Here is a 13,625-nt window from a genome sequence, read left to right on the forward strand (position 1 = left end):
TGCCCCGTGGTCGCCGATGACCGTCCCCACAAAACCACCGGTCAGAAACCGGGTTTCCCCTAGGAGACCAACATTAGATCGCACACATAAACTGTATACACTTTTTGCACGCACCACAGGAGCAATCCATGTCCACCACAGTCCACCCGGTCGACGAAGTCCTTCCTACAGGCAAGCTCACCGCCCTCGGTTTGCAGCACGTTTTGGTGATGTACGCCGGCGCCGTCGCCGTACCACTCATCGTGGGTCGCGCGCTCAAGCTCAGTCCCGAACAGGTCGCCATGCTCATCTCGGCCGACCTCTTCTGCTGCGGCCTGGTCACGCTGGTCCAGTCGCTCGGCGCCACCCAGTGGTTCGGCATCAAGCTGCCGGTGATGATGGGCGTGACGTTTGCGTCGGTCGCACCCATGGTTGCCATGGCCAACAGCAACCCTGGCGTGCAGGGTGCCGGCCTCATCTTCGGCTCCATCATCGGCGCGGGCGTGGTGTCCATCCTCATTGCGCCCATCGTCAGCCGCATGCTGCGCTTCTTCCCGCCGGTGGTCACCGGCACCATCATCGCGGTCATCGGCATCAGCCTCATGCGCATCGGCATCAACTGGATCTTTGGCAACCCCTTCGGCCCCACCGCACCCAGCGTCCCCAGCCCCGAACACCTGCAGTGGCTCGACACGGTGAAGCAGGCCGCCTCCAGCGGCGCCGTGCCAGAAGTGCCCAAGGGACTGGCCATCGTTGGCAGCGTGCCCAACCCTTCCTATGCGCAGATGCCACACATTGCCATCGCCGCCGTGGTGCTGGCCGCCATCCTGCTCATTGCGAAATACGCCAAGGGCTTCATCGCCAACATCTCGGTGCTGCTGGGCATCGTCGTCGGTGCCGCCATCGCCACTGCCGCTGGCCTCATGAGTTTCGAAAAGGTGGGCAAGGCCCACTGGTTTGACCTGGTGCTGCCGTTCGAGATCGCCGCGCCCGTCTTCGACCCCATCCTGATCCTCACCATGAGCCTGGTCATGGTCGTGGTGATGATCGAGTCCACCGGCATGTTCCTTGCCCTGGGCGACATGACGGACCGCAAGATTGACCAGAAGGCACTGACCGCCGGCCTGCGCACCGATGGTCTGGGCACCCTCATTGGCGGCATCTTCAACACGTTCCCCTACACCAGCTTCTCGCAAAACGTGGGGCTGGTCGGCGTCACCGGCGTCAAGAGCCGCTTCGTCTGCGTGGCAGGCGGCGTGATCCTCATCGTGCTCGGCCTGCTGCCCAAGATGGCGGCGCTGGTCGAATCGCTGCCCACCTTCGTGCTCGGCGGCGCGGGCCTGGTGATGTTCGGGATGGTGGCAGCCACCGGCATCCGCATCCTGGCGGGCGTGGACTACAAGGGCAACCGCAACAACCTCTTCATCGTCGCCGTGTCCATCGGCGTCGGCATGATTCCGCTGGTCGCGCCCAACTTCAAGCAATGGATGCCGCACGCCATCCACCCGTTGATCGAATCGGGCATTTTGCTGGCCTCCATCAGCGCAGTGGCACTCAACCTTTACTTCAACGGCAGCCGAGGCGACACGCAGGCTGCCGTCAATGCCGCCAGGCAGGCAGAGGCGCACTGAGCACGCGGCCCATCGCGTCCGAAAGGTCCCCGCCGGGACCTTTCCTTTTGAGGCATCATCCCCAAGCCGGTGCAGGCACCGAGTTGGGGCGCACCATTCAGGGTTGGCCCCGATGACGTGCAAAGCCCGGGGCACAAGAATCTGTATACACATTCTGTGCTCAACCGGCCCTGGGCCGGCCATTCCCACGCAGGTGCGCCGCTGGCACCTTTATTGCTGTTGAAACGGCATGCGCGGACGATGGCAGTGCCTCCCACCGCAACCCTGACCCACCCTGGAGAAACCATGAACAAACGCCACTTCGTCAAGACCACCGCTGCACTGGCCCTGGCGGCCGCCTTTGGTGGCGCGCACGCTCAGACGCCCATCAAGTTCCAGCTCGACTGGCGCTTCGAAGGCCCCGCCGCCCTGTTCCTGCAGCCGGCGGCCAAGGGCTACTTCAAGGCCGCAGGCCTGGACGTGACCATCGATTCGGGCAACGGCTCTGGTGGCACGGTCACACGCGTGGCCTCGGGCTCTTACGACATGGGTTTTGCTGACCTGGCCGCACTGATGGAGTTTCACGCCAACAACCCCGACGCGCCGAACAAGCCCGTGGCCGTGATGATGGTCTACAACAACACGCCTGCTGCGGTGCTCGCGCTCAAGAAGAGCGGTATCACCAAGCCGGCAGACCTGAATGGAAAGAAACTCGGTGCCCCGGTGTTCGACGCAGGTCGCAAGGCCTACCCGATCTTCCAGAAAGCCAACAACATCAGCAGCGTGAACTGGACCTCGATGGACCCACCCCTGCGTGAAACGATGCTGGTGCGCGGCGACATCGACGCGATCACCGGTTTCTCGTTCACTTCCCTGCTCAACCTGGAAGCGCGCGGCGTGAAGCCGGAAGACGTGGTCATCATGCCGTATGGCGACTACGGGGTGAAGCTGTATGGCAACGTCATCATCGCCAGCCCCAAGCTGATCAAAGAGAACCCGGCCGCCGTCAAAGCCTTCCTGACCGCCTTCTCCAAGGGCGCCAAGGAAGTCATGGCCAACCCGGCCGCCAGCATCGAAACCGTGAAAGCGCGCGACGGCATCATCAACGTGCCACTGGAAACGCGTCGCCTGGCAATGGCCATCGACTCGGTGGTCGCCAGCCCCGACGCCCGCAAAGAAGGCTTCGGTCAAGTCAACCCTGGCCGTCTTTCGCTGATGGCATCGCAGGTCTCGGACGCCTACAACACCAAGACCCGCATTGACCCGGCTGCGGTCTGGAATGGCTCCATGCTGCCAACGGCTGCCGAACTCAACGTGCTGCCACCGGCCAGAAAGTAAGCAGATTCAGGCGCCTCTGGCCCAGGCCAGCCACCCCACCGGCGGCTGGCCTTTTTTTCAGGAGTCCCCATGACAGAACCCTCCAGCGACAAACCCTTCGTCGATTTTGACCAGGTCTGGCTGGCCTACAACGACGAACTGCTGGCGAAGAACGTCTTCGCAGTGGAAGACATCAACCTGAAGGTCCGACGCGGTGAGTTCATTGCCATCGTGGGCCCATCGGGTTGCGGCAAGTCCACCTTCATGAAGCTCACCACCGGCCTGCGCATGCCCAGCATGGGCAAGATCCGCATCGACGGTGAACCGGTCACTGGGCCGCTGAAGATTTCGGGCATGGCCTTCCAGGCGCCTTCGTTGCTGCCCTGGCGCACGACGCTGGACAACGTGCTGCTGCCGCTGGAAATCGTGGAGCCGTTTCGCAGCGAATTCAAGGACCGCAAGAAGGAATTCGTGGAACGTGCGAGCAAGCTGCTGGCCAGCGTGGGTCTGGGCGGCATGGAGAAAAAGTTTCCCTGGGAGCTCTCGGGCGGCATGCAACAGCGCGCCAGCATCTGCCGTGCCCTGATCCACGAGCCCAAGATGCTTCTGCTCGACGAGCCCTTCGGTGCGCTCGATGCCTTCACGCGCGAGGAACTGTGGTGCACGCTGCGCGACCTGTGGGAGGCGCAGCGCTTCAACGTCATCCTGGTCACACACGACCTGCGCGAGTCGGTGTTCCTGGCGGACACGGTCTACTGCATGAGCAAGAGCCCCGGCCGCTTTGTGGTGCAGCGAGAGATCCCGATCCCGCGCACGCGTGACCTGGAGGTGACCTACACCAAGGAGTTCTCCGACATCGTGCTGGAACTGCGCGGCCACATCGGCGCGATGAGGAAGGCTCCCCTCGCGCCGGCCTGACGGCCGTCACCCCTCAGGGGCGACATCTGCGGCCCGGCAAAGCCGGTTCAGCGATGTCCTGGATTGAAGGCATGCATCGCAAAGGATTCTTCACATGAACAAGAAACACATCGAACGCTGGTCCCCGTTTATCCTGCTGCTGGCCATCGTCGTCATCTGGGAAGTGATCACCAGCGGTTTCGGCGTCTCGGAGTTCATCTTCCCGAGCCCATCGCGCATCTGGGAACAGACACTGGAGCACAAGACCACCATCCTGGGCCATGCGTGGCGCACCTTCTGGGTGACCATGGCGGGCTTCGGCATCGCCATCGTGGTCGGCGTGCTGCTGGGTTTTCTCATCGGCAGCTCGCGTCTGGCCTACGCCGCCGTGTACCCGCTCATGACGGCCTTCAACGCCTTGCCCAAGGCGGCCTTCGTGCCCATACTGGTGGTCTGGTTCGGCATCGGCGTGGGCCCGGCCATCCTCACGGCGTTCCTCATCAGCTTCTTTCCCATCATGGTGAACATCGCCACCGGCCTGGCCACACTCGAACCGGAGCTGGAAGACGTGTTGCGGGTGCTGGGCGCCAAGCGCTGGGACGTGTTGACCAAGGTCGGCCTGCCACGCTCCATGCCGTATTTCTTCGGCTCCCTGAAGGTGGCGATCACGCTGGCCTTCGTGGGCACCACGGTGTCTGAGATGACGGCGTCGAACGAGGGTATTGGCTATCTGCTGATTTCGGCGGGTTCGTCGATGCAGATGGGCCTGGCGTTCAGTGGCTTGCTGGTGGTGGGCATCATGGCGATGGTGATGTACGAACTCTTCAGCTTCATCGAGAAGCACACCACAGGCTGGGCGCATCGGGGCTCGCAGAACACGTGAACGAAAACCAGGTTGCGCGCCACCTGCGGCGGGCGAACGATGTGGCGCGCCGTGCCGCCAGCATGGGCCGCCATCCCTTTGGTGCCTTGCTGGTGGCACCCGACGATGAGACGGTTCTGGCCGAGCAGGGCAACATCGACACCGTGAATCATGCGGAGGCCACGCTGGCTCGCACGGCCGCAGCCAACTGGCCGGGTGAATACCTGGCACGCTGCACGCTGGTGACCACCTTCGAGCCTTGTGCCATGTGCACAGGCACGCTCTACTGGGCAAACATCGGGCGTGTGGTGTATGGGGCGAGCGAGGAAGCCTTGCTGGCGCTCACTGGCAGCCACGAAGAAAACCCGACGCTGTCACTGCCTTGTCGCGAGGTGCTGGCGCGAGGGCAGAAGGCGATTGAGGTGATCGGTCCGGTGCCCTCTCTTGAAGCAGAGATGCTGGAGCCTCATCGGGGTTTCTGGTCGACTCGTTAAGTGGCTGCCGCCGGTTGCTCCGGTCTGAGGCGACCACGGAGCAGAGCACGCCGCCTCCGTGAGCCAGCGAGGTGCCGGCAAGAAGCATCACCGATGCACTTCCACTTCCCCGGCACCCGACAACAACCCCATCAACTTCCGCCGGATCAGAATCCCAGGCCGATCCGAATCCATCGAATACTCCACCCCGCGTCGCCGCAGATCCACCACCGCATCCGGGTCCGTCGACTCCAGAATGTCCTTGTCTTCCCGCGTGATCTCGTCGTCGAAGTCGATCAGCATCTGCGCCGGGCAGTCTGCCTCCGTGTCGTTGCGGAACAGCCACTGGCAGAGTTGCATGCGGCCATCGTCGATGGGGGTGAACGCATTGATGATGATGTGACGAATGCCGCTCGGGTATTCGATGTCGAGCCGGCGTGAGAACGGCTGGAAGTACGCATTGCGCATGTGACGCTGCGTGATGGCATCGCCGACACCACTGATGCGCTGAAACTTTTCCGGGTTCACCGCGTCGATCACGGTCTCGGCGTAAAAGCCCGCCTCGTTCTCGACCAGTTCGTACTTGCTCGGGGCGGGCGATGCAGCGACGCCGAACGTAGCGCGGTGCACAAAGCTGAAATGCGAGTTGTCGAACGAATTCTCCAGTGCGCGCACCGGGCTCGTGTTCCAGGTCTCGTAGAACTGGTAGATCGTGCGCCAGCCTTCGGCACCAAACTCCGGCATGGTCGGAATGTCGGCCACCGGGTCTTCCAGCGCCACCCAGGCGTAGCCATAGCGCGACACGCAGTGGTAGGCCGTGGTGCCGTAGTCCTTCGGGATCTCGCGCTGCGCCGGATACTGAGGAATCTCGATCACTCGACCGCTGCGGTTGTAGACCCAGCCGTGGTAGCCGCACTGGATGCTGCCGTTCTTGCACCAGCCTTTGCTCAGGCGTGCGGTGCGATGACAGCAACGGTCCTTCAATGCGGCGGGCTCACCGTTTTCATCAAGGAAAAGAACGATGTTCTCGCCGAGCAGGGTGAAAGGTTTTGGGCCGTCGGCCAGCATCGTCAAGGGCATGACGGCGTGCCAGTAGCGGCGGAAGACAGGCTGTTGCGTGACCAGCATGGAAGCGCTCCTGAAAGAAATGGCTTGAGGGATCTCAAGAGCAATTTCCCGCTTCGCATGGCGCGAAGTTGAACGCTTCTACTCTGGGCAGCAATGCTAGCAAAAGCCAGGCCATCGCGGCGCACCAGTGTGGTGATTATTTGCTGGCACGGCTCGTGCATGAGGGTCGACTCGCAGAGTAGAAGCGTTCAGCTGGTGCCCAGTCACCCGCCCGGAAATTGCTCTTGTACGTCCCCTGTGGCCATCGGGTTCGCGGGGGTTGAAACAAGTCCTTACCGGAGCACGCCATGCAACGCCGTCTTTTCCTCACCACCTCTGCTGCCGCTGTGTCGGCCCTTGCCGCCCCCGCCGTCTGGAGCCAGTCGGCTCCGAAGCTCACCCCCGTCAAGTTCACGCTGGACTTTCGCATCACCGGTCAGACCTCTCCCTTCTTCCTGGCGCAGAGCCGGGGCTACTACAAGGACGAAGGTCTGGATGTGAGCATCGACGTGGGCTCCGGCTCGGTCGCATCCATCACCCGCATCGCCAGCGGCGTCTATCAGATGGGTCTGGGCGACATCAGCTCGCTGGTGGAGTTCCAGGCCAGCCAGAGCGGAACACCCTTGGTGCAGGCGGTGTACCAGTACTACAACCGCGCACCGTTCGCCATCATCGGCCGCAAGGACCGGGGCATCACCAGCGACTTTCGCAGCCTCGAGGGCAAGAAGATTGCCGCCGCGGCGGTTGAATCCACGCGCCGCGCCTGGCCCATGGTGGCGCGCAAGCTGCGCTTGAAGGACGACTACTTCCAGTGGTCCACCACCGACTTTTCCTCGCGCGACAACGTGGTGGTGCGCGGCGACGTGGACGGCGCCACCTACTTTCACGACTCGGCGGTTTCGTTGTTTGCGCGCATGAAACTCGACGACCTCTCGGTGCTGCAGTACACCCAGGCCGGCGTGAACCTCTACGGCAACGCCATCCTCGCGAGCAACGCCATCGTGACGCAGAACCCGGCGGCGGTGGCCGGCTTCCTTCGCGCCACCAACCGCGCCATCCGTGAAAGCATGTCAGACCCCGCCGCCGCGATTGCCGCGACCAAGATGCGCGAACCCATCCTCAACGAAGCAGTGGAACTGGAACGCTGGCGCATCACGCGGCAATACATCGCTGCAGCCGACACGCGCAGCCATGGCGTGGGTGACGTGCTCAAGCGCACGCTGGAGCAACAGGTGGACGAGGTGGTGGACGTGTTCGGCCTGAAGACGCGCCCCGGTGTGGAGGGCATCTTCAACCGCGCCATGCTGCCACCTGTGGGCGAGCGCATGTTTACGGCATGAACAAGACCCCCCACATTCCGCCGCTGCGCGGGTCGCTGCCCCCCGAGGGGGCTGATCCGGCTTGGGGCGGCCCTGCGCCGGATCGCCCGCCTTCCGACGTGAACGAGCGCGACGGCCGCTACCTGCGCCAGGCGATTGCCTGGTCGAAGGTGGCGCGAGACCGGGGCAACCGGCCCTTCGGTGCGGTGGTGGTGGCCGACGACGGCCGCGTGCTGGCCGAAGCCTGGTGCAACACCAGCGAGACCGGCGACTGCACGGGGCATGCCGAGACGAATGCGGTGCGCCAGCTCAGCCCGGTGGTGGATCGGGAAACGCTTTCACGCGCGACGCTGTATTCATCGGCCGAGCCCTGCGTGATGTGCGCAGGAGCGATCTTCTGGAGCAACATCGGTCGCGTGGTGTTCGGCATTGATGCGGTGCGCCTGCGCGCGTTCCGTGGCGATCGCGCTGAGCAGCGCGACGCCGAGCTGTCCTGCCGCGACGTGTTCGCCGCTTCGCCCCATGCCATTGCATGCATTGGCCCGGTGCTGATCGACGAAGCCAGTGAGCCGCACCTCGGCTTCTGGAAAGCCTGAAGACGCGACACGTAAACTCGCCCGCATGCCCTGGCACGCCCGACTCGACCTGAACTACCGCCGTGAAGGCGAGCGCACCGTGCTGCGGCATGCTCACACTGGGCCGTTGCGCATCTTCAAAAGCCTGTATCCCGAGGGCGAGCACATCTGCCACAACGTCGTCATCCACCCGCCCGGCGGGCTGGTGGGGGGTGACGTGCTGGACGTGCAGGTTCGCGCCGGCGCCGACACGCATGCACTTGTTTCCACCCCGGGAGCCACCCGCTTCTACCGATCCGATGGCCCTGCCGCCATCCAGCAGGTGAGTCTGTCGCTGGACGAAGGCGCCCGGCTCGAATGGCTGCCACTGGAGACCATCGCGTACTCGGGCTGTAACGCAACCAACGCACTGAACATCACACTGGCGCAGGGCTCGGAATGCCTGGGCTGGGACGTGTGCGCGCTGGGCCTGCCCACCGCGAGCCTGCCGTTCGAACGCGGCTGCCTCACCCAGCGGCTGGAGATTCCGGGCCTTTGGCTGGAGCAGGCACGCCTCGACGCGGCCGACATGCGCTTGCTGGCCTCGCCGCTGGGCCTGGGAGGGCAGCGCTGCCTGGGCACGCTCTGGCTGGCCTGCGGTTCACCGCTCACCCGAGAGCGACGCGATCTGCTGCTGGAAACCGTTCGAGCAGTACTCGAGAAACTCCCGCACGGCACACACGCCGGTGCCACCTGCCCCAACCCGCAAATGCTGGTGCTGCGCGCGGTGGCACCGCTGGTGGAGCCGCTGATGTCGCTGTTCCAGCGCGTCTGGGTCGAACTCCGCGCGCAGGCGTGGGGGCTGTCCGGTGCGCCGCCGCGCATCTGGAACGTCTGAGTCAGCGGCGAACAGGACGGTTTTCGCCCTGTTCTTTCGGGCATCGCCAAAACGGTGCGCGGCACACAATCGGTGCAGAAGGCCTCTCTGCGTCCGCCACCGTCCGTTTCCCCGCCATGCCAGCCGTCCCTGCCAGCCTTCACGACGCCAGTGCCCTCGTCATCGAAGGCAACCTCCAGTCGCGCTCCATTCTGATCGCCCAACTGCGTGAACTGGGTGTGGGCAACGTGGCCCAGTGCTCTCGCTTGCTCGACGCTCGACGCAAGCTGGAAGTGACGCCTTTCGACGTCGTCATCTGCGAGCAACGCTTCGAGCGTGAATCCGGCTCGGGCCAGGATCTTCTGGACGATCTTCGCCGCAACCAGTTGCTGCCCTTTCACACCGTGTTCGTGATGATCACGGCAGAAGCCACCTACAGCAAGGTGGCCGAGGCGGCCGAATCGGCGCTCGACGCCTATCTGCTCAAACCCCACACCGCCGCGCGCCTGTCCGATCGCATCCTGCAGGCGCGCGCGCGCAAACACACACTGCGTTCCATCTTTGCTGCCATCGACGCACAGGACTTTGAACACGCTGCCAGTTTGTGCCAGCAGCGGTTCGAGGCTCGCGAGGCCTACTGGCTCTATGCGGCGCGCATCGGCGCCGAACTGCTGCTGCGCCTGGGTCGCCTGAGCGAAGCGCAAGCGCTCTTCGAGACCGTGATCGAAGCCAAGACACTGCCCTGGGCACGCCTGGGCGTGGCGCGCGCTCAGCTTGAAAGTGGGCAAGCCGCCAAGGCCGCCACCACGCTGGAGAGCCTGATCCGCGATGACGACGCCTATGCCGATGCCTACGACGTGATGGGCCGTGCGCAGTTTGAACTGGGGAACTTCCAGAACGCGCTGTCGACCTACCAGATGGCCACTCGGCTCACGCCAGGCTCCATCAGCCGGCTGCTCAAGCACGGCATGCTGGCCTACTACACCGGCGAGAAGAGCGAAGGCATCGAACTGCTCGACCGCGCCACGCGCCTGGGGCTGGATTCCAAGATGTTCGACCCGCAGGCGCTGATGCTGCTGGCGTTCGCCCGTCTGGACAACAACGACCAACGGGGTCTGCAGCGCATCGTGGAACAGCTCACCCGGCTGCGCGACCGCAGCCACGACCCGGCGCGCCCCCACCGGCTGCTGCACATGGCCGAAAGCCTGCTGGCCCTGCAGCAACAGCAGACGGCACGTGCGCAGGACGATGTGCGACGTCTGGCCAACGACGTGCTCACGCCGGGCTTCGATTTCGAATCCGCCTGCAACCTGCTGGCCTTGATGAACCGACTGGTGGCGCGCTCGCTGCCGCTGTACGAGGCCGACGCCGCCGTGGACGCCATGGCGCTGCGCTTCTGCACCAACCGCGCCATGACCGAACTGCTCGCCTGCGCCGCCACCGGAACGGCCGACCACGCCGAACGCATCCGCGCAGGCCACGGTGAAGTGCTGCGCATCACCCAGGAAGCCATGAAACTCAGCCTCAAAGGCGATCCGCAAGGCACGGTGGAGCAGTTGCTGGATGCCGGTGAACGCACCGGCAACGCCAAGCTCATCGAATCAGCGCACCAGGTGCTCCAGCGCTACAGCGAGCGCATGAGCGGCTACCCCGCGCTACAGGAACGCGCCGAGGCCTTGCGGCAATGCTTCCACACCGACGCCCGTCTGGCCCGCCTGGGCGAGCAGACCGCTGGCGCGGCCGAACCCGGCGCCGTGTCGCTGCCGGCAGGCTACAAGCCGACGAGCCGCGAGGGGCAGCTCACCGCCCAGGCCGCCTGACGGCGGTCGAGGGCACCTTCATCAGATCGCCACCAGCTGCCGAACCCCCTTGGCAGCCATCTCGCTGCCCGGCCCGCTGGCAATCACCTCCCCCCGTTCCATCACCACGTAACGATCGGCCAGCGCTTCGGCAAAGTCGTAGTACTGCTCCACCAGCACGATGGCCATGTTGCCCCGGTCGGCCAGCATGCGAATGACCTTGCCGATGTCCTTGATGATGTTGGGCTGAATGCCCTCGGTGGGCTCGTCCAGGATCAGCAACTTGGGCCCGGCAGCCAGCGCGCGGGCAATCGCCAGCTGCTGCTGCTGTCCACCAGAGAGGTCACCGCCGCGCCGCCCCAGCATCTGCCTGAGCACCGGAAACAGCTCGTACAGCTCGGCCGGAATCGGCGTGCCACCCTTCTTCGTGGCCAAGCCCATCTGCAGGTTCTCATGCACGGTCAGACGGCCAAAAATCTCCCGGCCCTGCGGAACAAAACCCACGCCTTTGCGCGCGCGTTCGTAGGGCGTGGCGCAGGCAATGGATTCGCCGTCGAGCGTGATGCTGCCGCTCTTGATAGGCACCAGTCCCATGAGCGATCTGAGCAACGTGGTCTTGCCCACGCCGTTGCGACCCAGCACCACTGTGACCTGGCCGAGCTCAGCCTGCAGGCTGACGTTGCGCAGGATGTGGCTTCCGCCGTAGTACTGGTTGATGTCCTTGACGTCGAGCATCACAAACCTCCGTTCGGGCTGAGCTTGTCGAAGCCCTCGTGCCCGGGTTGCGTTGAGCCCTTCGACAAGCTCAGGACGAACGGTGAACTGTCAGCGTCCAAGGTACACCTCGATCACCCGCTCATCCGCCTGCACCTGATCCAAAGTCCCTTCAGCCAGCACCGCACCATCACACAGAACAGTGACCTTCTCCGAAATCGTCCGGATGAAGCTCATGTCGTGCTCCACCACCATCAGCGAATGTTTGCCCTTGAGCGTGAGAAAGAGTTGTGCCGTGCGCTCGGTTTCCTCATCGGTCATGCCAGCCACCGGTTCGTCGAGCAGCAGCAGCTTGGGGTCCTGCATGAGCAGCATGCCGATCTCCAGCCACTGCTTCTGCCCATGGCTGAGGTTGCCGGCCAGGCGTGCGGCGCTGTCGGCGAGATGGATGGTCTGCAACACTTCGCCCAGCCGGTCCTTCTCCTCGCCGTTGAGGGAAAACACCATGGAGCGGCGCACGCGCTTGTCGGTCGCCAGCGCTAGTTCCAGGTTTTCGAACACGCTCAGGTGCTCGAAAACCGTGGGCTTCTGGAACTTGCGGCCAATGCCCATGGCGGCGATCTCGGCTTCGCGGTAGCGCAGCAGGTCGATGGTGCTGCCGAAGAACACATGCCCTGAATCGGGTCGCGTCTTGCCGGTAATGATGTCCATCATCGTGGTCTTGCCGGCGCCGTTGGGACCGATGATGCAGCGCAGCTCGCCAGGAGCAATATCCAGCGACAGGTTGTTGATGGCCTTGAAGCCATCGAAGCTCACGTTGACACCCTCCAGGTACAGGATTCGGCCGTGCGTGGTGTCCACCTCGCCCGGCGTGACCAGGCGCGAGAAGCCCGCAGATCGGCCACCCGATTCGGTATTGCCACCCGGTACCAGCGAACCGTGCTTCTCCAGGCGCTGCGCGCCCTCTTCCATCAGGTCCGGGGTCATGCGCGCTCTCCCTTGCTGCCGCGAAGCTTCTTCACGAGGCCCACCACACCCTGCGGCATGAACAGCGTCACCACAATGAACAGCGCTCCCAGGAAATACAGCCAGTACTCGGGGAAGCTCACCGTGAGCCAGCTCTTGGCACCGTTGACGATGAAGGCCCCCAGGATCGGGCCCACCAGCGAGGCGCGTCCGCCCACCGCTGCCCAGATGGCGATCTCGATGCTGTTGGCGGTGCTCATCTCGCCCGGGTTGATGATGCCGACCTGCGGCACGTAGAGCGCGCCAGCCACGCCGCACATCACGGCCGAGATGGTCCAGATGGTGAGCTTGTAGGGCAACGGGTTGTAGCCACAGAACATGACACGGCTCTCGGCGTCGCGCACCGCCTGCAGCACGCGGCCGAACTTGCTGCCCACCAGCCAGCGCGCGAACAGGAAGAAGCCCAGCAGCGTGAGGCCGGTGAGCACGAACAGCGTCATGCGCATCGAGGGCGTGGCCAGCGGCATGCCCAGGATGCGTTTGAAATCGGTGAAGCCGTTGTTGCCGCCGAAGCCGGTTTCGTTGCGGAAGAACAGCAGCAGCGCGGCGAAGGTGAGGGCCTGCGTGATGATGGAGAAGTACACGCCCTTGATGCGCGAGCGGAATGCGAAGTAACCGAACACGAAGGCCACCAGCCCCGGTACCAGCACGATCAGCAGCAGCGTGGCGATGAAGCTGTCGGACAGCGCCCAGTGCCAGGGCAGCTCCTTCCAGTCCAGGAACACCATGAAATCCGGGAGCTCGCTTTTGTAATTGCCGTCGGTACCGATCTGCCGCATGAGGTACATGCCCATCACGTAGCCACCCAGTGCAAAAAACAAACCGTGGCCGAGGCTGAGGATGCCGGTGTAGCCCCAGATGAGGTCCATGGCCAGTGCGCAGATGGCATAGCACATGATCTTGCCCAGCAGACCGACCATGTAGTCGCTGAGGTGAAAGGCGCTGCCTGCGGGCACGAACAGGTTGAGCAGCGGTGCCAGGGCGCACACCACCAGCAAAGCGACCACAAAGGCGCTCCAGCCGGCACGGGTGAGCAGCGGACCCGCAGCAGGAAGCGCGATCCCCGTCCGCCCTGAGCTTGTCGAAGTGCG

13 protein-coding genes are annotated in these 13,625 nt (G+C 64.0%); 9 read left to right on the forward strand and 4 right to left on the reverse strand.

Annotated elements, in window-relative coordinates; genetic code table 11:
* The first annotated feature begins 128 nt into the window (after window positions 1-128).
* The 5 genes from AB7F11_RS13995 to AB7F11_RS14015 all read left to right on the forward strand — a co-directional run bounded on the left by AB7F11_RS13995 (window position 129) and on the right by AB7F11_RS14015 (window position 5,159).
* Window positions 129-1,610 (forward strand): nucleobase:cation symporter-2 family protein, encoded by a 1,482-nt coding sequence (locus AB7F11_RS13995; protein ID WP_428300113.1) that lies wholly within the window; start codon window positions 129-131, stop codon window positions 1,608-1,610.
* A gap of 285 nt (window positions 1,611-1,895) precedes the next feature.
* Complete coding sequence (locus AB7F11_RS14000; protein ID WP_428291235.1) at window positions 1,896-2,927, forward strand: ABC transporter substrate-binding protein; 1,032 nt, start codon at window positions 1,896-1,898, stop codon at window positions 2,925-2,927.
* A 69-nt stretch (window positions 2,928-2,996) separates the two neighbouring features.
* Window positions 2,997-3,824 carry an ABC transporter ATP-binding protein gene (locus tag AB7F11_RS14005; RefSeq protein WP_428291234.1) on the forward strand — a complete coding sequence of 276 codons (828 nt, stop codon included), beginning with the start codon at window positions 2,997-2,999 and terminating at the stop codon, window positions 3,822-3,824.
* Between the two features lie 94 nt (window positions 3,825-3,918).
* Window positions 3,919-4,686 carry an ABC transporter permease gene (locus tag AB7F11_RS14010; RefSeq protein ID WP_428291233.1) on the forward strand — a complete coding sequence of 256 codons (768 nt, stop codon included), beginning with the start codon at window positions 3,919-3,921 and terminating at the stop codon, window positions 4,684-4,686.
* Window positions 4,683-5,159: a nucleoside deaminase gene (locus AB7F11_RS14015; protein WP_428291232.1), complete on the forward strand. Its 477-nt coding sequence runs from the start codon at window positions 4,683-4,685 to the stop codon at window positions 5,157-5,159. The genes AB7F11_RS14010 and AB7F11_RS14015 overlap by 4 nt, the downstream gene beginning before the upstream one ends.
* A gap of 87 nt (window positions 5,160-5,246) precedes the next feature.
* Here the strand turns inward: AB7F11_RS14015 and AB7F11_RS14020 are convergent, their stop codons facing one another.
* Entirely contained in the window at window positions 5,247-6,266 is a 1,020-nt protein-coding gene (locus tag AB7F11_RS14020; RefSeq protein WP_428291231.1) for a Rieske 2Fe-2S domain-containing protein, read from the reverse strand.
* Between the two features lie 287 nt (window positions 6,267-6,553).
* Here AB7F11_RS14020 and AB7F11_RS14025 point away from each other — a divergent pair, with 287 nt between their 5' ends.
* The 4 genes from AB7F11_RS14025 (at window position 6,554) to AB7F11_RS14040 (ending at window position 10,815) form a co-directional block, all read left to right on the forward strand.
* Window positions 6,554-7,585, forward strand: coding sequence for an ABC transporter substrate-binding protein (locus tag AB7F11_RS14025; protein ID WP_428291230.1), 1,032 nt, complete (start codon window positions 6,554-6,556; stop codon window positions 7,583-7,585).
* Complete coding sequence (locus tag AB7F11_RS14030; RefSeq protein ID WP_428291229.1) at window positions 7,582-8,160, forward strand: nucleoside deaminase; 579 nt, start codon at window positions 7,582-7,584, stop codon at window positions 8,158-8,160. The genes AB7F11_RS14025 and AB7F11_RS14030 overlap by 4 nt, the downstream gene beginning before the upstream one ends.
* 25 nt (window positions 8,161-8,185) lie before the next feature.
* Complete coding sequence (locus AB7F11_RS14035; RefSeq protein ID WP_428300114.1) at window positions 8,186-9,016, forward strand: urease accessory protein UreD; 831 nt, start codon at window positions 8,186-8,188, stop codon at window positions 9,014-9,016.
* 116 nt (window positions 9,017-9,132) lie between these two features.
* Window positions 9,133-10,815, forward strand: coding sequence for a response regulator (locus AB7F11_RS14040; protein WP_428291065.1), 1,683 nt, complete (start codon window positions 9,133-9,135; stop codon window positions 10,813-10,815).
* A 21-nt stretch (window positions 10,816-10,836) separates the two neighbouring features.
* Here the strand turns inward: AB7F11_RS14040 and urtE are convergent, their stop codons facing one another.
* The 3 genes from urtE to urtC form a co-directional block, all read right to left on the reverse strand.
* Window positions 10,837-11,529 (reverse strand): urea ABC transporter ATP-binding subunit UrtE, encoded by a 693-nt coding sequence (gene urtE, locus AB7F11_RS14045; protein ID WP_428291066.1) that lies wholly within the window; start codon window positions 11,527-11,529, stop codon window positions 10,837-10,839.
* Between the two features lie 90 nt (window positions 11,530-11,619).
* Window positions 11,620-12,495, reverse strand: coding sequence for an urea ABC transporter ATP-binding protein UrtD (gene urtD, locus AB7F11_RS14050; protein ID WP_428291067.1), 876 nt, complete (start codon window positions 12,493-12,495; stop codon window positions 11,620-11,622).
* A complete protein-coding gene (gene urtC / locus AB7F11_RS14055) occupies window positions 12,492-13,595 on the reverse strand; it encodes an urea ABC transporter permease subunit UrtC (protein WP_428291085.1) in 1,104 nt (367 codons plus the stop codon). Before urtC ends, urtD begins: the two co-directional genes overlap by 4 nt.
* Window positions 13,596-13,625: the final 30 nt, after the last annotated feature.

The sequence above is a fragment of the Hydrogenophaga sp. genome (assembly GCF_050250835.1).
In the GTDB taxonomy this organism is placed as follows: Bacteria; Pseudomonadota; Gammaproteobacteria; order Burkholderiales; family Burkholderiaceae_C; genus Hydrogenophaga.